This window comes from Paenibacillus oceani, from assembly GCF_014705615.1.
In the GTDB taxonomy this organism is placed as follows: Bacteria; Bacillota; Bacilli; order Paenibacillales; family NBRC-103111; genus Paenibacillus_AB; species Paenibacillus_AB oceani.
The window spans coordinates 39,573-61,539 of the sequence record NZ_JACXJA010000032.1 but is presented as its reverse complement, the minus strand read 5'-3'; the positions used below and the strand labels follow the sequence as shown (position 1 = coordinate 61,539).

Here is a 21,967-nt window from a genome sequence, read left to right as displayed (position 1 = left end):
CGCCGCGTACGGAAGCGTCTTCGGGAGGAGAATGGGATGAATAACAGCAAAGTCAGTCCTGCCTGGTTGTATGCACGAAAAAACAAGTGGCTGTATGTTTTGCTTTTACCCGGGTTTATCTATCTGCTTATTTTCAAATATATCCCGATGTTCGGCATTGTCATTGCGTTCCAGGATTTCAATTTGACCAAAGGCATCTGGGGAAGCGACTGGGTCGGCTTCGAGCATTTCCGCTATCTGTTTCAATCGGACGATTTTTTCAAGATTTTAAGGAATTCGCTAATTATTAGCTTTTATCAAGTTTTATTCGGATTTCCGGCACCGATCGTACTGGCTATTATGCTGAACGAAATCAGGAACCTTCTTTTCAAAAGAGTCGCCCAAACGGTGCTGTATTTGCCGCATTTCATATCGTGGGTCGTCATATCTGGCATCATTATCAATATGCTGTCGCCGTCGTCCGGCTGGGTCAACCGGCTGATCGTCGATTTCGGCGGAGAGCCGATACATTTTCTGCTGAAGCCCGAGTTTTTCCGGACGATTCTGGTTTCCGCGGAAATTTGGAAGGAGCTCGGCTGGGGGACGATCATTTACTTGGCTGCGCTTACGTCCGTGGACCCGTCCCTTTACGAATCGGCCACGATCGACGGGGCCAACCGGCTGCAGAAAATATGGTACATTTCGCTTCCCAGCATTGCGACCACGATCGTCATTATTTTGGTCCTGCGGGTCGGAAGCGTATTGGATATCGGCTTCGAGCAGATCTTCCTGCTGTATAATCCGGCTACTTACGAGGTGGCTGACGTGTTTGAAACCTACACGTACCGGGTCGGCTTATTGGAAGGAAGACTCTCTTTTACGGCTGCCGTCGGCTTGTTCAAATCGGTAGTCGGGCTGGTTATGATCGTTTTGGCCAACCGGATCGCGCGCTTATTCGGAAAGTCACTGTGGTAGGAGGTAAAGAGGAACATGCACAAAAAAATCGAGCTTTTTGACATCGCCATCTATCTCATCGTCTCTTTGATTTGCGCGGTCATGCTGTATCCCCTTCTGAACGTCGCGGCGGTTTCGATCAGCTCGCACAGCGCTTATCTGCAAAACCCGATGCGCATATGGCCCAGCCAAATCTCGTTTGATGCCTACAAGGAAATTCTTTCTCATCCGGTGCTTGCGAGAAGCTACCTCAATACGCTGATCGTTACGGTCAGCGGCGTAGCATTGGGCATCTTTCTGTATATAATCACGGCGTATCCGCTCTCCAAAACGCATCTGAAAGGCAGAGCGCTCCTGATCAATCTGGTCATCTTCACGATGCTGTTCAACGGCGGACTCATTCCGAACTTTTACCTGATTCGTTCTCTCGGCATGCTGGACACGTTGGCCGCGCTCGTATTTCCCGGCTTATTCTCCGCATTCAGCTTAATCCTGATGGTGAATTTCATGCAGAACATTCCGGAGGAGCTGGAGGAAGCCGCGAAAATGGACGGAGCGTCCGAGCCCTACATTTTGTTCAAAATCGTCGTTCCGCTCTCCATGCCGATAATCGCCACATTAACGCTGTTTGCGGCGGTCGGTTATTGGAACAGCTTTTTTTCGGCGATCATTTACATCCGAAGCGTGGAAAACTGGCCGTTGATGCTGTTTTTGCGGGAGGTTATCGAAGGCGCTCATATGCTGCAAATATCGGCGGGGGGCAACAGCGCCGAGATCGGCAATATGAACGTCATGCCGGAGAAGCTGAAATACGCGACGATTATGATCGTCATGCTGCCGATTTTGTCGGTGTACCCGTTTCTTCAACGATTTTTTGTCAAAGGGATTATGCTGGGGTCGATAAAAGGATGAACAGAAAGACCCTTGACATATAAAGCAAATATAAAAGGGAGGCTGAACACATGTTCAAAAAAGTAATGGCTGGAGTGGGCGTAACGGTGCTGCTCGCCGGGGCGACCGCATGCGGAAGCAATACCAATACGGCCGAGACGGGCGACAAGAAGCCGGCCGGGGCGGGAAATGCACTAGTAAGCATGAAAATCATGGGGCAATTTGCATCATCCAACTTATCGGAAACGGACAAGCTGCTCGTTCAATCAATCGAGAAAGCAACGAATACGTCGATCAAATTCGATATCCCGCCGTCGACCGGCTACAGCGAGCGTCTTCAATTATCGCTGACGACCGGAGACTATCCCGATGTCGTTTATTTTCCGAGTACCAGCGATGCCGCGTTTTTGAAAGCGGTTAAGGACGGCGTGATCGTGCCGATCGATGAATATTTGAAAAGCGCCGACAACGTTAAAAAATATTCGTACGATATTTCCTGGGACTCGTTGCGGGTCAACAACGACGGCAAAATTTACGGGATACCGCGGACGACCGTGATCCGCTCCGACGGGTACTGGCTTCGGAAAGACTGGCTCGATAAATTAAATATCAAGCTCCCGGACAATAACGAAATTACGCTGGATCAAATGATCGAGATTATGCGGAAATTTTCGAAGGAAGACCCCGACGGCAACGGAAAACACGATACGTACGGATATGGGACGGCTGCGGGCGGCGATAAATCACTCAAGCCGATTTTCCAGAACGAGCTTGGTTTATACGGCTGGCAGGAGTCCGGCGGTGGCGAGTATAAGTTTATGAACCCCCAATACGATATGAACGCCGATCCATATTCGAAGGCTTTGGAGTTAACGGCCAAGCTGTTCAAGGAAGGGCTGATCGATCCGGATTCGCCGTCGCTCGACGCCACCAAAGCTTTAGAGCGGTTTCAAAGCGGCAAAACCGGCATATTGGAAGGGTTCGCAGGCCATTACGAAACGTTCCTCAAAGCCGGCAAAACCATTAATCCGAACTACGAGCTTGCTTACGTATACGTGAAAAATCAACAAGGCGAGATGAAAGGGCTCGGGCTCGGAACGGGCATGTGGGGCTTTTGGGCGGTAACCCGCAATGCGAAGGACCCGCAGCGAGTTGTCGACGTATTCGATTACATGCTGTCGGACAAAGGCTGGGATTCGATCTATAACGGCGTGGAAGGGCATGATTTCAAGGTGGAAGCCAACAAGCGCGTCTTCGTGGACCCGCCGCTGGAAACCTTTGTCCGCAAAAATATCGTTCGCCGCGCCAACGACTACATGTTCTTCATTAATCCGGGGATGCCGGAGGAGATGAAGCAAAAGCTCGTGCCGAACATCGAAAAAGCTGTGAAAAGAATCGTGCTGTCTAAAGACCGCGAGTTCACGCCGGCCATTGCGAAAACGCCGCCTTATCTGGATTTCAACAAAAAGTTCAGCGAGGTTACGACGAAAGTCATTATTGGCGACGCCGATCCTTCCGAGTACAAAAAAGTGCTGCAGGAGTGGCATACGAAATTCGGCAAAACGTATTTGAAGGAGATGAACGATTACATCGGTCAAATGGAAAGCAAGAAATAAGGAGAAGGATTGTTCGCACTCCCGCTTTGGGGTGTAACAATAGAATTCCCGGCCATCAGGCCCAAGCCCCCGGAATGATCATTCCGGGAGGCTTCAACAAAAGGAGGCGCTAAGTTGAGGATGAGGAAAGGAAAACGGTTCGTTTGGCTGTTGATTTTGGTATGGGCTGTTGCCCCGCTGCTGATGGCGGCCGGGCAAGCGAGTGCAAATGAAAGGGGCCTGGCGGACGAAGCAGGCCGGAAGCATCAAGGTGCAGAACAAGGCGTTGTGCTTGTGAGCGACGGCAAACCTTCGGCAACCGTTGTAACGACGGTGTATGCTTCGGTATTGGAGAAGAAGGCGGCAACTGAACTGGTGAATTACATAAAAAGCATATCCGGGGCGGAGCTTCCTATTGTAACGAACGTGGGAGAAGCAACCGGAACGAAAATCTTTATCGGAGGAGCGTCCCCCCATATCGACCTGGATGCAATCCGTCAAGGCGGAGAAGATCCCGCCTCTTTCCGTCTAGCGGCGACGGCGGACTCCGTCCAACTGTACGGGCTCTCGGATCAAGGCACGTTATATGCGGCTTTCGAGCTTCTGGAGCAGTTGGGCGTACGTTGGTTCATGCCCGGAGACATCGGGACGGTAATTCCGTCGAGAAAAACGATAACGCTTCCAATTCAAGATACGATCCAGCATCCCGGCTTTTCGGCCAGGGCGATGCAAGCAACCGAAGGTTATCAGAAACCTTCCGGACTTCCGAACGGCGTCAATTTGAACGAGGGCAAGATTTGGGTTGAATATATGAGACTGAATCAAAAGTACTACGGCAATCATGGTCTTCCGTGCACCCTCAGCGCAAAGGACCGGCCCGATCTGTACCTGCCGAACGAGAACGGACTACCGACGACCCAATTGGACGTTACGAAGCCTGACGTTTTGGCCTGTGTCGTACAGGGCTCGCTGAACAAATTGCAGCAGGATCCTAATCTGAAAGACCTGAGAATGGGGCCGAATGACGGTCTTGTGAAGGTGCTTCAACCTCACCCGGACTGGGATGGAAATGATTTGGACGCAACGCACGACACTTTGTCGTTAACGGATCGTTACGTGAAATTTTACAATCTAGTGTTGGAACAGCTGGAGTTGGCCGGATATCCGGATGTCAGCATCTCGTTTTACGCCTATGACACGTATTACCAACCGCCGGTACGCTGGACGCCGCATCCCAGACTCATCCCGGTCATCGCTTCGATTACGGTAGACCGCTTCCATGCCCTGGACAATCCTCTTTCCTGGGAACGCGGTCACCTGAAAGAGATCATCGAAGGCTGGCGGAATCTTGGGGTTCAGCCTCACATTTACCAGTATCTGTACAATCTTGCCGATCCGGGCCTTCCGTTTTCGCCCGTCAATCAAGTGTCCAGCGAGTTGAAGTATTACAAGCAGAACGGGATTACCGGCATTCGCGCCGAAAACTTGCCCTCTTGGGGGTATCAGGGTCCGGGACTTTATTTGGCGGCAAAAATGATGTGGAATCCGGATCTGGATGTTGAGGACTTGCTGGACGATTACTATTCGAAGTTTTACGGTCCGGCGGCCAAGCCGATGCGGGAGCATTTTGAAATGTTGGAGCAGGCTTTTGCCGATGCCGATTATTTTGCCGGAAACATTTATGATTTCCCGCATATTTTGACGGACAAGGTTTGGAAGGAAATGGAGAAAACGCTGAGCAAAGCCGAGAAGGAAGCGAACAAATCGAACGATCCGGTTTATGGCAAGCGTGTTGCGATGGTGCGGCTTGCTTATCACTTCGGCGACCAATTTCTTGGTATGATGGAATCCATGAATCGTCTTGATTTTGTGAAGGCCAAAGAACAGTTTGACCGAATATACGCTCTACGGAATGAAGCCGTGCTCCATTCGCCCGTCATCTTAAATCCGTATGGATCGTTTGTGTTTACCGATATCTTTTGGAAGAAGATGGTGACGGAAGGCGAACAGCGCGTTACCGGAGGAAACCGGGTTGTCGCTCAAATGCCGGACGAATGGAATGCCATGCTGTTCCCGCACGAGAACGGAGATTTGTTAGGTCTGTGGAAACCCGGTTTGGGAACGAAGTCGTGGATGAAGCTGAAGACTTATTCCGAGACATGGTCCAGCCAAGGACTTCGCTATTATAAAGGGCATGTCTGGTATCGGACAGAAGTAAAGGTCGACAAAAAGTTCGACAACGGCAATCCGATTCGCCTTTGGTTCAGCAGCATCGATGAGACCGCAAAGGTTTGGATGAACGGGCAAGAGCTGCCGCTGGTGAAAAAGGGCAGCGGGTTAACGTCGCCGTGGGAGTTTGACGCGACTAACGCCATCCGGTTCGGACAGTCCAATCTAATCGTTGTCGATGTAGGCAATAGGATACTGGATGAATTGGGAACAGGCGGAATTACGGGGCCGGCGATGCTTTGGCAGGCTGCATCTGACTGATTGGCTGGAACGGGTCCGCAAGGAATTTGCAATAAAGGGAAAAAGTTCTTGTCCGAAAGTGGACAAGAACTTTTTTTGCGACTACAGGGTGAATGGCCAGACGAGGCGCTTATTGGAATAATCGGTATGATATAATGGATTTTGTAGACAGGTTACCCGAGCACATCTAGGAGGGGATCGTATGACGAAATCGATCGCCGATCGGCTTACCTATGCATTTGAAATATTGGAAGTCGACCCATCAGATCGCATCCTGGAGATCGGTTGCGGATACGGAGCAGCGGCTTCCTTGATTTGCGGGCGCTTGGTCGACGGGAAGATCACGGCAATTGACCAATCCGAAAAAATGATACGTGCAGCGGAGAAGTTAAATGCTCCTTTTGTGTCGGCAGGGAAAGCGATATTTCTTGCCGCACCGCTTCACGAGGCCGATTTGGGTCACAGCCGGTTTAACAAAATTTTTGCCGTAAACGTGAACTTGTTCTGGATGAAGGCCGCGCGCGAGCTGGAGTGGATCCGGGAACTTTTGCTGCCGGGAGGCACCTTATATTTATTCAATCAACCGCCTTCAGCGGGCAAGCTGCAGAGTATTGCCGATAGCACCGGTCAAAATCTGACGGATGCAGGTTTTACCGTTAAACAAATAAAAATAGGGGATCAGAAGCCGATCCCTTTAGTTTGCGTTATAGCAGTTGGGGGATAAGATCATACAGCGTAACGGACCCGCATATATCGTGTGAATGATTTCGTGTCTGTTTTTTTGGAGAAAATAGTAATTGTTGATAGAATACGTATGAAGATGATCAGCTAATAAATTTTGTATACATAAGGAGATCAAACAATGGCAACTAACAAATTACTAAGAATGGACAATGTTGGCATCGTTGTAGAATCCCTTGATAACGCAATCTCTTTCTTCGAGGAGATTGGCTTGAAGCTCGAAGGGCGAGCTACTATCGAAGGGGAATGGGCGGGTCGCGTAACCGGGCTGGGTTCCCAGTGTGTAGAGATTGCTATGATGGTTACCCCGGATGGCCACAGCCGACTTGAACTTTCGCAATTTCTTACCCCGCCTGTTGTATCGGATCACCGAACGGCTCCCGTAAATGCTCTCGGTTATCTGCGCGTCATGTTCGCCGTTGAAGACATTGACGAAATGGTATCCAGACTCACTAAGCATGGTGCTCAGCTCGTTGGCGAAGTGGTTCAGTACGAGAACTCGTATCGGCTCTGCTACATTCGTGGAAAGGAAGGAATTCTAATCGGCTTGGCGGAACAACTCGGTAAAAAATAAGTGACGTTAAAAAGAAGATTTAACTGAAATAGAAACAGAAAAACAGTGTGAAGCCGAATGAAGCTTGAAGATAAGATCAACCTTATCTCCAGGCTTTTTCTTTTGTACACCTCTGGCGACAAACACGTCGCTTTGCCACTGAAAAGCTTTTTTATTTTTTCCTTGCATGTGACGTATGGTCACCCTTTACGCTTGGTTACAGCACCAATTCAAAGGGGGAAGGTTCCATGACCACGCGTAAAAAAGTAATGGTGATTTTCGGTACGCGTCCGGAAGCGACGAAGATGGGCCCGGTGATTCAGGAATTCAACAAACATCCGGAGTGGTTCGAAACGAAAGTGGTGGTAACGGGGCAGCATCGGGAGCAGTTGGAGCAGGCGCTCTCTCATTTCGGGATTCGTCCCGATGTCGACTTGGCGCTCATGAGGGAAAACCAGTCGCTCGCCTATGTTACATCCGCAGCCGTAACCGGATTGGATCAAGTCATCTCCGCAGAAAGGCCGGATCTCGTCCTGGTTCACGGAGATACCCAAACGGCCGTGTGCGGCGGGATGGCCGCTTTTTTCCACAAGATCCCGGTCGGACATGTGGAAGCGGGACTGCGTTCTCACCACAAGTACTCCCCTTGGCCCGAAGAGGTGAACCGTAAAATTATTGACGTTGTGGCTGATCTGTTATTCGCACCTACTGCCGGGAGCAGACACAATCTGATCCGGGAAGGTTATCCGGAGCAACATATTTATGTGACGGGACAAACAGGCGTGGATGCCGCCATGAAAACGTGCCGCTCCGATTATGTATTTCATGAAGACCGGCTCAATCGTCTGCTCCGTCAACCGGGTAAAGTGCTGACGATGACGGCCCACCGCAAGGAAAACTATGGATCGCCGATGCGCCAAATGTTTCACGCTGTGCGGCGGATTGCCGACGAGTATCCGGATCTGTCGGTCATTTACCCCGTTCATTTAAGCCCGGCCGTCCGGGAAGTCGCGTATCCTATCCTGGCGGGGCATGAACGCATTCATTTGCTGGAACCGATCGATTATCCCGATATGATGAATCTGCTGTCCCGCTCGGATCTGGTGCTCAGCGATTCCGGAGGCCTCCAGGAAGAAGCGGTCGTCTTCCACAAGCCGCTTGTGCTGATGCGGGATACGACGGAGCGGCCCGAAGCGGTTGCGGCTAACGCTGTGCATCTTGCCGGGACGGATGAGGAGGCCATCCATGCGGCGGCGAGCAGACTTCTTACGGATACGGATTATTACGCTTCGATGGCGAGCGCCCACAATCCGTTTGGTGACGGAAGGGCTTCGAGGCGCATCGTGCAGATCGTTGCCCGCCATTTCGGATTCGTTCCCGGGCTTCCCGCGCAGTTTCAGGCTTAGTCGACTCGGCGACGTCCTGATATCCTGCCATTGGCAGGGCTGTTCATGGAGCTGACGAGTGTTGTATAGTAAAGTCTTACAGGAGACCGGCAGGGGGCGTATATGGAGCTGCGAGAAGAATGGATGACCGCTGGACAATTCGCGGACAAGGCAGGCGTGACGGTCCGCACGATCCGATTTTACGATAAAGTAGGGCTGCTGCATCCGAGCCACCGAACCGGTTCGGGGCACCGCTACTATTCGAAGCTGGATTTGGCACGGCTTCAACGCATATTAACGCTGAAGTATATCGGGTTGACCATCGACGAGATCAGGGCCATCGTTCGGAGCGAAGGGCACGAGGAGGATCTCAAGGAATCGTTGCGGGTTCAAAGTACGATTATCGGCCAAAAGATGGAGCATCTCCGCCTCGTCCAGAAAACGATCAAGGAGACGCTGTCGCTGCTGGAAGGGCTGGATTATGCGAAGCGGGAAGGTGAGGAACCCGCTGCAGGGACCGAGGAAAGCAGTCCCGCCTGGGAGCTGTTCGCCTCGATCATCCGGGTGGTGAACCAGGAATACGAGAACGCCTTCAACCTGCAGACGAGGATTCGATTGCATGACGACTTCTGCGTCAATCCGTACAAATGGCACCACTGGCTGTTCGACCAATTGAAAATCCCGGAACGCGGGGCCGTCCTGGAGTTGGGCTGCGGGGACGGAACGTTGTGGCAGCGCAATATGGACCGGATTCCGGAAGACTGGGACATTACGCTGACCGACCTGTCCGAGGGAATGCTGAACGACGCCAGGGAGGGGCTGAAAAATAACGCCGACCGATTCCGCTTGATGCCGGCTGACGCCCGCTCGATCCCGTTTCCGGACAACAGCTTCGATGCCGTGCTGGCCAACCATATGCTCTATCATGTGAGCGAACGCCACCAATCGTTGAAAGAAATCCGGCGCGTGCTGAAGCCCGGGGGCATGCTGTTCGCCTCGACGATGGGAAAGCGTCACATGAACGAAGTCGAAGGATTCCTAAGTCAATTGAATCCGAGCTATGATTTCGGACGTCAAGATTTTGCCTGCGAGTTTGGATTGGACAATGGAGAAGACCAACTGGACGCTGCAGGTTTCGTCCGAATCCGTTTGTTGCGTTACGAGGACGGTTTGCAGGTCACGGATGCGAAGCCGCTGATCGACTACATCCGGACCACTCCCGAAGGCCGGGAAAATTTTACGGACAGCCGCTTGTCCAAGCTGGAGGCGATGCTGAACGAGTCGATCCGGGCGAACGGGGCCATATCGATTACAAAGGATGTCGGATTGTTTGTAGCGTTTCGCGATTAATCGGGGGAGAAGTGAACCGCCGCCGGTACGGATCGGACCAAGCTTTTGCCTGAAGATCGAGCCTGTGGGATCTTCGGGCTTTTTGGTCTGCCGCGAGCATCGATGGTTTGAAACTTCAGCCGGTATTGACTGGGGGTAATTCCAGCCGCCTTCCGGAAAATCCGCCAATTCATCCGCTACAGCAAAGGCTATCTCATTCCAGACACGCTAACTGCCGTTCGTCATCTTGTAGTGGCGCGGCGACATGCCGGCGTACTTTTTGAACAAACGGGAGAAATAGAAGACGTCGCGATATCCGAGCGCCGTAGCGATCACCTTAAATGTACGCTCAGTGCTGATCAGCAGCTTTTTCGCTTCTGCCACTTTGAGCCGGTGAACATATTCGTGCAACGGGTAGCCGGTCACCTTTTTCAACGTTCGTTTCAAAGTGGAGATCGATATGTGGTGGCGGGCGCACAACTGCTCGGGTTGAAACGGGCGATACAGCGTTTTGGCGATGTCGTCAAGCAGGGAGAGCGTATCTTCGTTTTTGTGCGTTTGCGGCGCCGACCGGGCGTGCATCATAAATTCAAACAGCAGCGACTCCAGCAGCATCGCCGCGCGATCGACATTGATCGGCACTCCGCTATCCATTAGCATAAAGATCCGCTCGATCTTGTTCTGCTGGTCTTCATCGCTCTGAACCGGCTGAACCGTCCCTGATTCAAACAACCATGAATCGAGCCACTCCTGTATGCGCGGCCCTTCAATTGTAAAATAATACTCGTCCCAAAAGCCCCCCGGATCTGGCCCATAGTGAAAAACGGCCCCCGGATAAAACATAAAAAGGCTGTTAGCTTTTACTTGCTGCTTTTCACCATCGTTAACCTGGTACGTCCCCGCTCCGCCTGCAATAAAGATGACCGCCCATTTATTCATAAAAACCGCATCTCTTCGAAACGATGTCCGGCCTGGCAAAAAACCGACATCGAGAATTGTCAATGACTTCATTTCCAGCATGCTCTTCTCGACCTTCAGCCCGATAATTTGCAGCGGTTTCGAACTAATCCTATAATCCATGTATTTGGCCGCCATTTCCATTCCCCCGTCTATGCCCAAATGGTACTTTAAGTATACAGTCCTTTTGAAAACCTGCCTAGAGAAGCGCGCGAATAGCAGAACAAACGCGAGGCAGGGGAATGGATTGGTGCTTCGCAATGAATAGGGGATGAACCGATGTATTACGGACTACAGTCCATGTTTTACAAAGCAATTAAAGGGTATCAGCCATGGTCGCAGTTGGTGAAACAAACACAAACGAAACAACTGGAGGTGATGTGCTGCAGGAGGGACAGCACAGCGGTGCAGTGCGTCGTCGCGTCACAAGAACCTTTTTTGCTGACGACGCATACCGATCCGCTGTTCTGGAAAGGAGGTCCACTGCCGATCGTCCGCGTGGAAGTGGATATCGATGAACCGCTTACCGTAGATGTGCGCCTGATCGGCTTTGTCGAAGATGACGACCGGACACAGAAAGCGGACGTGCTGTTGGATGCACCGGAGTTGTTTGTGGAAGAACGTACGCTACAGCCGGTTTGGATCGAGTGTACGGCATCCGCGGATACACCGAGCGGAACTTATATGGGAACTGTGCGACTGTATTCCCATACGATGTTTGAGGATGAGCAATTGCTAGGCGCGTGCACCTTCGTGTTGAACGTCAAGGAAGCGGTACTGCCCGAACCTGAGCATTACTCGTTCTATCTCGATTTGTGGCAGCACAACGCGAACATTGCACGTAAGTCCGGTACGACATTGTGGTCGGAGGATCATTTCGCCGTACTGGATGCTTATTTGGCAAGCATGGGGCAACTGGGACAAAAAGCGTTGTCTGTCGTCGTATCTGAAATTCCGTGGTCGGGGCAATTTTCCCATCGGGACCGAGAACCGTCCAATCTGTTTGAGTACAGCATCGTTGGCGTGAAAAGGGATCGAAGCGGGACTTTTCATTACGATTACACAGCGCTCAACCGGTATGTGGCGCTGGGAGAGACGCATGGCATCCGTGCCGAGATTGAGCTGTTCGGGCTGCTGAACATTTGGCAGGATATCGATGCAGGTTACGGTGCAATTGTCGAAGGATATCCGGACGGCATTCGCGTTCGGTATTACGATGCAGCGACCGGAACGTACCGCTTTATGCGTCAGCAGGAGCAATTGGAACATTACATTCGTGCGTTGGAGGCACATCTCGCTTCTCACGGCTGGATCGACCGTGTCCGTGTGCTTGCGGATGAGCCGGGAGATGTCCCGTTGTTTCAGAAGCGCCTGGAAAGGCTGCGGCATATTGCGCCTGCATTTCGCTACAAAATCGCGATACACAGTACATCGATTATGGAGCAGTTGACATCGGAGGTGAACGACTACGTTCCGGTGTTATCCAGTATTGGTGCAGCACGGGAGAAGCTCGTCCGCCATCAAGCGAAGCCCGGCAGCAGGACGCTATACTACTTGGCATGCAACCCGGATATTCCGAATACGTTTTTGCGCTCGCCTGCGCTGGAATCCCGCCTTATCCCTTGGCTCGTCGAGAAGCTGGGGCTTGATGGCTTCTTGCGCTGGAACTACACGGCGTGGGTTGACGATCCATTGCGGAAGTTGTCGTACCGCTCACCGATCTGGAAGGCAGGAGACGCCAATTTCGTCTATCCCGGTGCAGCGGGCAAGCCACAGCTGTCGCTTCGGTACAAGTGGCTGCAGCGCGGGATCCGGGACTATGAGCTGATGCAGCTGTTAAAAGCGGCCGGACGCGGAAGCGACGTGCAGCAGGCGGTCGATCATGTGATGTTATTTGCCGATCCGTGCGAGCTTGATCCTAACGCGCGAAAGTGTAGTACGGAGCTGTATCGTTTGACCGAAGACGCGTATGATGCATTGCTGCGCCTTGTATAACGGCAGGTGCAGCAGGTGGAAACAACATGATAATAAGGGGGTTTTTTACAGATGGGTACATGGAACAAACAAGCGTTGTGCGCCATTGGCGCTGCGATTGCGCTGGCAGGGTGCAGTGCGAAGCAAGCAGATCCGCAGCCTGGGGAAGCAGGAGGGCAACCGAACGGAACCGAGCAGCAGGCAGGCGGCTTTATTGTCGATACGACACCGGTCAAGCTGACGCTTTTTTTCGATATGACCTTCGGACCGGAAGACAACCAGCAGAACTTTATTCTCGACCCGTTAAAGGCAAAGTATCCGCACATTACACTGGACATTATCAAACGCGCGAAGGGGTCGTATTTGGAAGATCTGATGGCGCAAGGGCGTACACCGGACATCATTTACAATTGGAACGGTGAGATGCTGTCGTATGCGGACAAGGAGCTGCTGTTTGATCTTGAGCCGCTTGCTAAGACGCTGCGTTTTGACCTTGGCCGTTTTGATCCGGCGCCGTTAGAAGCGATTCGCGCCACAACCGGCGGAACGGAGCTGTATGGACTACCGTTTGAGAGCGGCGGGATGGCAACGTTCTACAACAAAGATTTGTTCGACAAGTTCGGGGTTGCGTACCCGAAGGACGGGATGACGTGGGACGAAATGATTGAAATTGCGAAGAAAGTATCGCGTACAGAAGATGGAAAAGTATATCGCGGACTCAGCGCCGATGTTGTGGACCGGATGGCGATGTCGCTGTCGCAGCTGCCGGTAGACGGCAGGACGAACAAAGCGTCGGTGCAGACGGACGGCTGGAAGCGAGCGTTCGAGACGGCGAAGACGATCTGGTCGCTGCCGAATAATGCGCCGGATAAATTGAACGATACCGGACAACGGTCGTTCCTTGTGGACAAGACGCTGGCCATGGACCCGACGAACAACATTTTGTATACGTCTGCGCAATATTTTCACCCGAAAAACGGCTTGAACTGGGATCTGGTCCAGTACCCGAGCTTTACCGGGCAGCCGAACGTATCCGGAGCGCTCACCCCATCGGTGTTCTTGATTACGAAGACGAGCAAGCACAAGGAGTCGGCGATGCAGGTGCTTGATGTAGTGACTTCACTAGAAGTACAGCGCAAAATCGTGCGTGAACAGGGACGGATGACGCCGCTTGCGGACAAGCAACTGCAGCAGCAGTTGGGACAGGACGTCGACTATTTGAAAGACAAGAATATGAAAGCGTTTTTACTGAGCCAGCCGGCGCAGCCGAAGCAGTACTCGCCATTCAACACGAGCAGCAACGTTATTTTGCGCAAAAAGTTCGAAGAGTTTTTTAACGGCAAAGACGTCAACTCCGCGCTGCGCGAAGCAGAGGAACAAATTCATTTGGACATTGCCAAGCAGTTGTCCGCCATCGGCAAGTAACGGGCTTGCCTATAACTGATCGAAAAGGAATGGTGTAGTTTGGGATCGAGAATATAGTCGAAGGGAGCGAACGGCCATGAGCGAACACCGTAAGGAGACGGAAACGAGGGCAATCGAGGAGCCGTTGCTGAAGGGCACGAGCCACAAAATAAGCCGCAGAGGATTGCTTGCTTCAATTGGGGCTGCTGGCGTTGTGTTGGCGGCAGGCGGAATCGGGCGGACAAGCGCACTGCCCGTTTCCGCTGCTGTTGGGACTGTAACCGCATCTGTGTATGGAGGCGGAGGCGACGGGAGCACGGGAGTGGAGCACGGTATATGGAACGTCCGGGAGCAAGGCGCGCATGGGGACGACGTGCACGACGATACGGCGGCGATCCAGTCCGCGATCGATCAATGCGCCTCTGCGGGAGGCGGTATCGTCTACCTTCCTCCAGGCGTGTACAAGGTGACAGACACGCTTGTGCTTCATACGAGTGTCACGTTGGAAGGAGCGGGCGTTGGCGCCTGGGACATTCCGTTTCCGAACCGGACGAAGCTGCCTGCGGCATCGGAACTGCGGTTTACCGGCACGGGGGCAAAGACGTACTCGCTGACGTATGCGACCGATTTGTTTCCTTCCGGTGGTGTACTGACCCATACAGACACACTTCCCGACCATCAAGATGCGGTGTACAGCTTGACCAATTTCCGTCTGGGGGATGCGTCGCCAGGGCAAGCGGCAACAGTGCGGCCGTTCTCGGTCGCGGTATACGTGCCGAAAGGAAGCCAATTCGCGGCCATCCGCCATTTGCGCATCGTACCAAATTTCGACGGCTTGAACGGCTACAACAACAAAACGACGTTTACGCTTGGCGATGAATGGGATGTCGGTCTGTATCTAGACAATGCTCAGGATATCGCCGTTCACAACGTGCAGGTGGTCGGGTATTGGCGCATCGCAGCGAACCTGATTGGCGCGGGCGGTTTGGGAACGGAATACAACAACGCGGGAGCGGAGCGGAACCGGTTTTACGACTGCGTGTTCCAAGGATTGACAGGCGTCTGTGTACGCGGAGGCGACTTGTACCGCTCGCTTGCCTTTGGCGGGACTGCTGGGAACTACACGCTGGATATTCCGTGGTGGAGCAGCAGCCCGCTCGGTGCCGCGGGACGGATCAAATTCGGCAGTAAAACGTTGGATTACACGAGCACGAGTGTGTCCGGCGACCGGATGACGCTTTACGGTTTGACGATCGATCCGGCACTACTAGGCAAAGTGGGGGATGAGGTGCGCATCTCGCCATATAGTACCGGATACGCTGGCTCCACGTATATCAACTGTTATATCGCGGGACTGGAGCATGCGTCCAAGCGCGCGGCTAGCCATAACGCGATCGGGCTCGGCGTATCCAAAAACATCGAGATGAGCGGGACGTCCCTGCGCGGGTTCAAATTTATTAGCTGCACGATTCAAGGGCATGAAGATGTGCTGCTCCATCTGCACGAAGCGTTCGATATCCAGTTTATCGGGAGCTACTTCGAGTCTGGCGCACGTTACGATGGCAAGCTCGGCGGCGGTCGGATGATCGCAGCGCCGTGGCGCAATACCACTCAGGCGCGCGGTCCATACCCGAGCGGACAGACGAATAATGTATACTTTTTGGCGACCGAATGCAGCAGTGTCGACAAAGCGCCCAAATTCAAGCGGCAATCGTCGGTACGTTACACGGATACAGGCTTTTTTAACCCGAGATATATGTTTGACAGTTACGAGACGATGCCCCAGACGAGCGAAACGGATTTCTTGCTCAAAGCGCCGCTCTCCGCGCGGACGAAGCTGCAAAACGGCGAAGGGAAAGATGCGCTGGCCGTGACGCCGGGTGCGAACGTCGAAATATTCGGTGCAATTAACCAGGTAAGCGGGCCGATGGTGCTTGAGAGTAAGAATGGACATGAGCTGCGGGTCCAGGGCGATGTAAAGCTGCGGCTAGCCGCGACTGGGGATGCGGTGTTGAGTGCAAATGTGCTGCCCAAGCAGGACGGAACCGCTTCGCTTGGGGAGGCTGCACAACGGTGGAAGCAGCTCCATGTAACGGAAGGGATCGTCATGATGACACCGGATGGCAGCAAAACATACAGGCTGTCGATCAACAATGACGGAACATTGCGAACCGAACTGGTGTAGCGTTTGACGGTGCAAGGAGCGACGGCTTTACACTCGATCCGTTTATCAAGCACAAGATTCACCATCGTGGCCAGCTGACCGTCCTGTTTAGGCGGGACTTCCCGTTATCGGCGTGTATGTCCTTAGAAACTTTGACGGGAGGTGATCCGGCGCTGAACATCCCCGGACTTTGCGGGAGGCTAAGGGGAAAAGCGCCCTTGGATGTCCAACTGCGATGCGGCCTCATCGTCCTCCGGCAGCGATTTCATCGATACGGCGCGATTGCGGTATTCCCTGGCCGTTTTGCCGGTCACTTTGCGGAACGTTTTGTTAAAAAACCGGTAGTCGTTATACCCTACGCGTGCTGCGATTTCCGTAACCGTAGCCGTTCCTTCCTCCAGCAGCCGGCAAGCTTCTTCGATCCGCAGCCTTTGCAAATAATCGAAGACGCTCATGCCGGTCGTTTTTTTGAACAGAGCGGAAAAATAGCTTTTGCTCAGCAGCGCATGGCGGGATATGTCGTTAAGCTGGACCGGGGAGGCGTAATGCTCCCGCAGGTAAGCGACCGCTTTTTGGATCAGCTCCAGCTTGTATGTGTCTGAGTTCGGCTGGAGTGACTTGTTCCGGTTCCCGTAAGCACGGTAAATTTGGATGAGCAGTTCGCACAACTTGAGCTTCAGCAGCTCCGTCCGTCCTTCCCGATTGGCGCTATATTCCTCGTGCAGAGCGGTAAAGATGGATAGGAAGTTGCGATCGTGCGAATCCGACAGCTTTAGGTCGGGCTGGTACGTCTGCTCTCCCGGGTATAGGCCGCTCAGCAGCAGGATGGATGTGATCTCCTGCAATACCGGCAGCTCCAAGGGCAAGGAGCCGACGATTTCGGGCATAAACATGCAGTTGTACACTTCTAGCCGTCCGGTGTTGTCCGGGTCCAGCGGGAAGAAGCTGTGTGGCGTATCGAACTGGATGATGAACAGGTCCCCCATCGATACCGGCTGTTCCCGGCCGCCTACGACATGGATTCCTTTTCCTTTGCAGACGTAAGCGATCTCGATAAACTCATGGCTGTGCATCCGGATTCGCTCATGCGGGTCATAAGCATAATGATTGACGCATAACGGCAGTCCCTCTGCGAAAAAATCGTCCGCCCTCAGCTTGTCCACCCGTTCCATCTGCGAACACCTCCGAATCGTTCATTTTTTTACCTTACCATAATCGCAATATGCGGAAAAGTGCGATCGCCACACTTTCATAGTTGGATCAGACCTGTTCGGATGCCGCTCCCCAAGTTACGCTTTTAAGTAGCGGCGCCAGACGTGCGGCCGCTTGCAACCATTTCGACCAGGAATCTGCAGATAGAGAGGACAGGGAAACGGTATGGAATATCCATTTGCACAATCGGGGGGCAAAGACCCTCGCACCCGTTATTACGTCGACCCGCGCCGCATCGTATGGAGAAGCGAAGGAACTGATGCGGTCGTTCAGCGAGCCGAACTGCTGTTGACAGGGGGAGACGGTCAAGCGACGTTAACCCGGAAGAACGGCTGTATCCTGCGCAGCGGGGCGGAAAACCGTGCCGGCTTGCTGATCGATTTCGGGTTGGAACTGCAAGGCGGCATCCAGCTGTGTGTCTGGTCCGCGAATGAGAACAGAAAATCGGTAAAGCTGCGAGTCCGGTTCGGCGAATCGGCGATGGAGGCAATGAGCGAGCTTGGCGGGGAAGGCAATGCGGGCAACGATCACGCGGTTCGCGATCAAGTTGTGGAAGTAAGCAGCTTTCTCGGCACGACGGAGGTCGGCAATACAGGTTATCGTTTTGTCCGGATCGATTTGCTGGAGACGGAATGCGAGATGGAGCTGAAAAGCGTACGCGGCGTCTGTCTGTTGCGCGACATCCCCTACAAGGGCAGCTTCCGCTGCAGCGATCCGCTGCTGGACCGGATATGGCAAACCGGGGCTTACACGGTTCATTTGAACATGCAGGAGTACTTGTGGGATGGCGTCAAGCGCGACCGGCTCGTCTGGATCGGCGACATGCATCCCGAGATAGCTGCGATTGGAGCCGTATTCGGCTATAACGAGGTCGTGCCGAAAAGCTTGGACCTGGTCCGCGACAATACGCCTCTCCCAGGCTGGATGAACAGGATCGCCAGCTATTCCGCATGGTGGATCTGGATTCAGCATGACTGGTACAAGCTTAACGGGGATATAGCGTACTTGCGGGAGCAGAGGGCGTACCTGCTCGGACTGATTGGACAGTTTGACGAAAGTATCGACAGAGAGGGCCGTTTTAACGATCCGAGACCGTTCCTCGATTGGCCGACATCGCCGAACCGATCCGGGGTGGAAGCCGGCGTACACGCTTTGCTAATTGCCGCCGTGGCAGCAGCTGCGGAGCTGTGCGCACTGCTGGATGAGCCCGATGCGGAGCGGCGATGCCGGTCTATGGAACGAAGGCTGCGGAAGCGATTGCCGGAACACGGGGGAAGCAAACAAGCGGCGGCGCTTCTGGCTCTTGCCGGCCTGCTCGATGCGGATGCGGTCAACCGCGACGTGTTGGCTGCGGGAGGAGCGCGCGGGATTTCCACCTTCCTCGGATATTATGTGCTGAAGGCGCGGGCGGAAGCCGGCGACATAAGCGGCAGCCTGGATTGCATCCGTGAATATTGGGGAGGCATGCTTTCCCTCGGAGCGACGACGTTCTGGGAAGATTTCAACCTCGATTGGCTGGATAACGCCGCCCGTATCGACGAATTGACGCCGCCCGGCCGAAACGACGTACACGGCCTCTTCGGCGATTACTGCTACAAAGGGTATCGGCACAGTCTGTGCCATGGCTGGGCGGCGGGACCGACAGCATGGCTGTCCGAATATGTGCTCGGCATTCGCGTTAAGGAAGCGGGCTGCCAAGTTATCGAGGTGAGGCCCATGCTTGGCGATTTGGATTGGGCCGAGGGCAGCTTTCCTACCCCACACGGTACGATCCGGGTCAAGCATGAGAAGCGGAGCGACGGCACGATTGCGACAGAGATCGAAGCGCCGCCGGGCGTAACGGTTATTTGATCTTTACAGTCAGGGTTATGGCTCCCCCGGACGGCGACAAAGATTGGATAGCATTTCAAGAACGAGGTGCGTAGTTTGGAAACGAAATTGATGAGACACTATCCGCATCCGTACGACTTTCCGTTCTGGATTCAGCGTAACCGTCATAGCAGCGTCGATACGCCGGGATGGCATATTCACGAGTTCGTGGAGCTCATCTTCGTGATGGACGGACAAGCGACTCATATGATACAGGATGCTTCCTACGATCTGAGAGTCGGCGACGTATATGTCATTAATCCGGGAGAAATGCACGAGTATGTTCTAGAAGAGCGGCAGCACATCGAAATTTTTAACTGCATGTTCGACCCGGGGCTTATTTCGCATGCTCTCTTGCGAGAGATCGATGCGTCCGATTCTTTCGATTTTTATTATGTACATCCGTTTTTGAACAAGGAATCCTCATTCCATTCGAAATTAGTTTTGCAAGGGGAAGCGTCGCGCGAGGCGCTGGAGCTGTTAGACGGAATGGAACGGGAAATGCGGCGTCGGGACTACGGTTTCCGAACGGTCATCCAGTTGAAGCTGGCCGAGCTTTTCTTGCTGCTATCCCGGCACTACCAGAAAAAAAACGATAAAATCAACGACGCTTGTTCTTCCGGCGAGCTTTTGGTGCAGCGTGTTCGCGGATATATCGAAAGACACTTCAACCATAAAATCTCTCTCCCGCTTTTGTCGGAGCTTTTTCACATCGGAACACGCCAGTTAAACAGACAGTTCAAAAAATATATCGGGAAAACCGTAATCGAATATTTGCACTTGATTCGGATGGAACATGCCAAAAAACTGCTCGTCGAAACAGACGAAATTGTCGCCGTTGTGGCAAGAATGATCGGCTACGAAGATCCGGCTTCTTTCAGCAGACTGTTTGCCCGCGAAGTGAACTGCCCTCCCGGCAAGTACAGAATAACGGCCCGGAAATAGATAGGACGAAAGCTTCCGTCCCTAATGACAATTTAGATGTCTGCATCGCCAATTGTCCCGGGTTGTTCCCATCCCTTATACTTTTCCATGCAAAGGCTTTCAATCTATCGGGAGGCGCCCTCGATAGGGAAAGCGATTACTGCCTGCTAGCAAAAGATGAGAGACCAAAGGGGATGTAAAACCGATGAACCTTACGTTCAAACGAACGGCTGCCGCGTGCAGCCTCGCCATTATGCTCGGTGCTTGCTCGAACGGCGGCACGGAGTCGAATCCGGGAACGGCCACGAATCCGGAATCCGTTAATCCGGCTGTCTCTGAGGCCGGCAAAGAACCGGCCGAGGTTATCTTTTATTCCAACAACAACGATACGGTGGAAAGCTTCGACAATCGTTTCGGGGACGCGCTTCGTAAAAAATTTCCGAATTATACGATCAGGTACATTCAAAGCCAGAAAGGATTCACCTTGCCGGAAATGATCGCTTCAGGAACCCGGTTCGATATCTTCTTCCAGTCGATCGGCAATTTTGAAGGAAATGCGTTTCCAAACGGAATCCAGTACGACATGACCGAATTATTGAACCGGCATAAGGTCGATCTCGGCAAGTTCGAGCCGTCCATCATCGAATCCGTCCGACAAGCTTCCGGCGGAAAACTGTACGGGCTTCCCGTGTTCACGAACAACTTGGTGCTTTATTATAACAAAACGTTGTTTGATAAATTCGGAGTGGAATATCCGAAGGACGGCATGACCTGGGATCAATTGACCGAGCTGTCCAAAAAAATGAGCCGGAACGACGGAGGCAAAACGTTCTACGGGTATGCCCGTTCTCCGGACCATCTGATCCGGATGAATGCGCTGTCGATCCCGATGGCCGATCTGAACACCGATACGCCCACGATCAATACCGATGAGCGCTGGAAGACGTTTATGAACAGTCTGGTCGCTCCTTCTCAGGACGCTCTGACCATGGATTATATGAACAAAACCGGCAAAATACTCGGACTGGAGGACTTCGCCGTCAACCAGAACGTCGCCTTATTCCCTTACCTGGCCAGCTACGTGTATGTAGGGCAGGAGCAGCTCAAAGGGCTGGATTGGGATATGGTTTCGCTTCCGAGTTTGCAGCCGGGAATCGGCTCGCAATCGTACCCGAGCTATTTCGGAATAACCAATATGGCCAAAAACAAAGATGCGGCGATGGAAGTGCTGAAGTATATGGTATCCGAAGAGTTTCAGAGCCAGCTCGCCAAAAAAGGAATCATGCCCGCTCTGCAAAATGCAGATCTGCAAAAGCAGTTGGGCCAAGAATCCCCTTTTAAAGCCAAAAACTTTTCAGCTATGTTTTTTAACAAGTTCGCGCCAATTCCGCCCAAAGCTTTATATGATGCGCAATTGGTTTCCGTCTATCTGAAATATGCCCAGCAGGCACAGATCGGTAAAATGGACTTGAATACGGCATTGCGGTCGGCCGAAGAGGAAGCCAAAAAGACGATCGCCGATTACAAAAGCAAAATGAAGTGACCGCACCGGCGCACCAATCCAGGA

The 21,967-nt window shown here is 52.9% G+C and carries 16 protein-coding genes; 14 read left to right on the top strand and 2 right to left on the bottom strand.

Annotated features, from left to right (window positions below; genetic code table 11):
* Positions 1-36: 36 nt before the first annotated feature.
* The 8 genes from IDH45_RS22350 (at position 37) to IDH45_RS22315 (ending at position 9,917) form a co-directional block, all read left to right on the top strand.
* The gene (locus IDH45_RS22350) at positions 37-954 is read left to right on the top strand and encodes an ABC transporter permease (protein ID WP_190930356.1); all 918 of its coding nucleotides are present in this window, start codon (positions 37-39) and stop codon (positions 952-954) included.
* Positions 955-969: 15 nt separating this feature from the next.
* Positions 970-1,845 (top strand): carbohydrate ABC transporter permease, encoded by an 876-nt coding sequence (locus IDH45_RS22345; RefSeq protein ID WP_190930355.1) that lies wholly within the window; start codon positions 970-972, stop codon positions 1,843-1,845.
* Between the two features lie 50 nt (positions 1,846-1,895).
* Positions 1,896-3,440: an extracellular solute-binding protein gene (locus tag IDH45_RS22340; protein ID WP_190930354.1), complete on the top strand. Its 1,545-nt coding sequence runs from the start codon at positions 1,896-1,898 to the stop codon at positions 3,438-3,440.
* A gap of 120 nt (positions 3,441-3,560) precedes the next feature.
* On the top strand, positions 3,561-5,909 hold the full coding sequence (locus IDH45_RS22335; protein WP_190930353.1) for a DUF4838 domain-containing protein: 2,349 nt from the start codon (positions 3,561-3,563) through the stop codon (positions 5,907-5,909).
* 181 nt (positions 5,910-6,090) lie between these two features.
* Positions 6,091-6,612: a class I SAM-dependent methyltransferase gene (locus IDH45_RS22330; protein WP_190930352.1), complete on the top strand. Its 522-nt coding sequence runs from the start codon at positions 6,091-6,093 to the stop codon at positions 6,610-6,612.
* A gap of 138 nt (positions 6,613-6,750) precedes the next feature.
* A complete protein-coding gene (locus IDH45_RS22325; RefSeq protein ID WP_190930351.1) occupies positions 6,751-7,203 on the top strand; it encodes a VOC family protein in 453 nt (150 codons plus the stop codon).
* A gap of 227 nt (positions 7,204-7,430) precedes the next feature.
* Positions 7,431-8,588 (top strand): non-hydrolyzing UDP-N-acetylglucosamine 2-epimerase, encoded by a 1,158-nt coding sequence (wecB, locus tag IDH45_RS22320; protein ID WP_190930350.1) that lies wholly within the window; start codon positions 7,431-7,433, stop codon positions 8,586-8,588.
* A gap of 102 nt (positions 8,589-8,690) precedes the next feature.
* On the top strand, positions 8,691-9,917 hold the full coding sequence (locus IDH45_RS22315) for a MerR family transcriptional regulator (protein ID WP_190930349.1): 1,227 nt from the start codon (positions 8,691-8,693) through the stop codon (positions 9,915-9,917).
* A gap of 207 nt (positions 9,918-10,124) precedes the next feature.
* On the opposite strand, the gene IDH45_RS22310 is transcribed toward IDH45_RS22315, so the two are convergent.
* Positions 10,125-10,976, bottom strand: a complete 852-nt coding sequence (locus IDH45_RS22310; RefSeq protein WP_190930348.1) for an AraC family transcriptional regulator — start codon at positions 10,974-10,976, stop codon at positions 10,125-10,127.
* A 156-nt stretch (positions 10,977-11,132) separates the two neighbouring features.
* Here IDH45_RS22310 and IDH45_RS22305 point away from each other — a divergent pair, with 156 nt between their 5' ends.
* From IDH45_RS22305 to IDH45_RS22295, 3 genes are all read left to right on the top strand, one after another.
* On the top strand, positions 11,133-12,848 hold the full coding sequence (locus IDH45_RS22305) for a DUF4091 domain-containing protein (RefSeq protein WP_190930347.1): 1,716 nt from the start codon (positions 11,133-11,135) through the stop codon (positions 12,846-12,848).
* 51 nt (positions 12,849-12,899) lie between these two features.
* The gene (locus IDH45_RS22300) at positions 12,900-14,252 is read left to right on the top strand and encodes an ABC transporter substrate-binding protein (protein ID WP_190930346.1); all 1,353 of its coding nucleotides are present in this window, start codon (positions 12,900-12,902) and stop codon (positions 14,250-14,252) included.
* Positions 14,253-14,328: 76 nt separating this feature from the next.
* Positions 14,329-16,416 (top strand): glycosyl hydrolase family 28-related protein, encoded by a 2,088-nt coding sequence (locus IDH45_RS22295; RefSeq protein WP_190930345.1) that lies wholly within the window; start codon positions 14,329-14,331, stop codon positions 16,414-16,416.
* Between the two features lie 179 nt (positions 16,417-16,595).
* On the opposite strand, the gene IDH45_RS22290 is transcribed toward IDH45_RS22295, so the two are convergent.
* Complete coding sequence (locus tag IDH45_RS22290; protein WP_190930344.1) at positions 16,596-17,567, bottom strand: AraC family transcriptional regulator; 972 nt, start codon at positions 17,565-17,567, stop codon at positions 16,596-16,598.
* A gap of 205 nt (positions 17,568-17,772) precedes the next feature.
* Between IDH45_RS22290 and IDH45_RS22285 the strand changes: the two genes are divergently transcribed.
* The 3 genes from IDH45_RS22285 to IDH45_RS22275 all read left to right on the top strand — a co-directional run bounded on the left by IDH45_RS22285 (position 17,773) and on the right by IDH45_RS22275 (position 21,943).
* On the top strand, positions 17,773-19,458 hold the full coding sequence (locus tag IDH45_RS22285) for an alpha-L-rhamnosidase-related protein (RefSeq protein WP_190930343.1): 1,686 nt from the start codon (positions 17,773-17,775) through the stop codon (positions 19,456-19,458).
* A 75-nt stretch (positions 19,459-19,533) separates the two neighbouring features.
* On the top strand, positions 19,534-20,421 hold the full coding sequence (locus tag IDH45_RS22280) for an AraC family transcriptional regulator (RefSeq protein ID WP_190930342.1): 888 nt from the start codon (positions 19,534-19,536) through the stop codon (positions 20,419-20,421).
* Positions 20,422-20,605: 184 nt separating this feature from the next.
* Positions 20,606-21,943, top strand: coding sequence for an ABC transporter substrate-binding protein (locus IDH45_RS22275; protein ID WP_190930341.1), 1,338 nt, complete (start codon positions 20,606-20,608; stop codon positions 21,941-21,943).
* Positions 21,944-21,967 lie beyond the last annotated feature (24 nt).

Bases quoted from the DNA above. Each gene is read 5' to 3' on its own strand.
- IDH45_RS22310 (WP_190930348.1), bottom strand. From the start codon at position 10,976: ATGGATTATAGGATTAGTTCGAAACCGCTGCAAATTATCGGGCTGAAG.
- IDH45_RS22325 (WP_190930351.1), top strand. From the start codon at position 6,751: ATGGCAACTAACAAATTACTAAGAATGGACAATGTTGGCATCGTTGTA.
- IDH45_RS22285 (WP_190930343.1), top strand. From the start codon at position 17,773: ATGGAATATCCATTTGCACAATCGGGGGGCAAAGACCCTCGCACCCGT.
- IDH45_RS22350 (WP_190930356.1), top strand. From the start codon at position 37: ATGAATAACAGCAAAGTCAGTCCTGCCTGGTTGTATGCACGAAAAAAC.
- IDH45_RS22295 (WP_190930345.1), top strand. From the start codon at position 14,329: ATGAGCGAACACCGTAAGGAGACGGAAACGAGGGCAATCGAGGAGCCG.
- IDH45_RS22330 (WP_190930352.1), top strand. From the start codon at position 6,091: ATGACGAAATCGATCGCCGATCGGCTTACCTATGCATTTGAAATATTG.
- IDH45_RS22345 (WP_190930355.1), top strand. From the start codon at position 970: ATGCACAAAAAAATCGAGCTTTTTGACATCGCCATCTATCTCATCGTC.
- IDH45_RS22315 (WP_190930349.1), top strand. From the start codon at position 8,691: ATGGAGCTGCGAGAAGAATGGATGACCGCTGGACAATTCGCGGACAAG.
- IDH45_RS22340 (WP_190930354.1), top strand. From the start codon at position 1,896: ATGTTCAAAAAAGTAATGGCTGGAGTGGGCGTAACGGTGCTGCTCGCC.
- wecB (WP_190930350.1), top strand. From the start codon at position 7,431: ATGACCACGCGTAAAAAAGTAATGGTGATTTTCGGTACGCGTCCGGAA.
- IDH45_RS22305 (WP_190930347.1), top strand. From the start codon at position 11,133: ATGTATTACGGACTACAGTCCATGTTTTACAAAGCAATTAAAGGGTAT.
- IDH45_RS22290 (WP_190930344.1), bottom strand. From the start codon at position 17,567: ATGGAACGGGTGGACAAGCTGAGGGCGGACGATTTTTTCGCAGAGGGA.
- IDH45_RS22335 (WP_190930353.1), top strand. From the start codon at position 3,561: ATGAGGAAAGGAAAACGGTTCGTTTGGCTGTTGATTTTGGTATGGGCT.
- IDH45_RS22300 (WP_190930346.1), top strand. From the start codon at position 12,900: ATGGGTACATGGAACAAACAAGCGTTGTGCGCCATTGGCGCTGCGATT.
- IDH45_RS22275 (WP_190930341.1), top strand. From the start codon at position 20,606: ATGAACCTTACGTTCAAACGAACGGCTGCCGCGTGCAGCCTCGCCATT.